Here is a 488-nt window from a genome sequence, read left to right as displayed (position 1 = left end):
CTTCCCCACCTGTCCCACTCACGAAGGCCCGACTGCCCCGGCCGGCGCGGATCACACCCCGCCTTGCGGGTGGCCGCCAGTGCCGACCGGCGAAATCGGGGAACGCCTACACAAGGGGCCGGTTCGAGGGCGCGGGGCCGGTCGAGGAAACGGACGCGACGCACGGACCCACGGACTCGGACGGCGGAAGGAAGGCAGGGGCATGAGCGGCGACGACGGGACGCCCGGGAACAGCGGCTACGGGAAGAAGGCGTTCAAACGGTCCCGGAGCCACTTCGCGGACCGGATCACGGCGGACGGCCGGGACGGCTGGCCGGTGGAGGCCGGCCGCTACCGCCTGGTGGTGAGCCGGGCCTGTCCGTGGGCGAGCCGGGCGCTGGTCTCCCGGCGGCTGCTCGGCCTGGAGGACGCCCTGTCCCTGGCGGTCGCCGACCCGGTCCAGGACGACCGCAGCTGGCGGTTCACGCTGGACCCGGACGGCCGCGACC

At 74.6% G+C, this 488-nt stretch carries 1 pseudogene; it reads left to right on the top strand.

Going from position 1 to position 488, the window contains the following annotated elements:
• Window positions 1-202 precede the first annotated feature (202 nt).
• Window positions 203-488, top strand: a pseudogene (locus tag OO69_RS48195) (glutathione S-transferase family protein); the annotation flags it as partial.

This window comes from Streptomyces sp. NRRL F-525 (assembly GCF_000716605.1).
GTDB lineage: Bacteria > Actinomycetota > Actinomycetes > Streptomycetales > Streptomycetaceae > Streptomyces.
The sequence above is the reverse complement of the archived record's forward strand: the minus strand, read 5'-3'. Positions and strand labels throughout refer to the sequence as shown.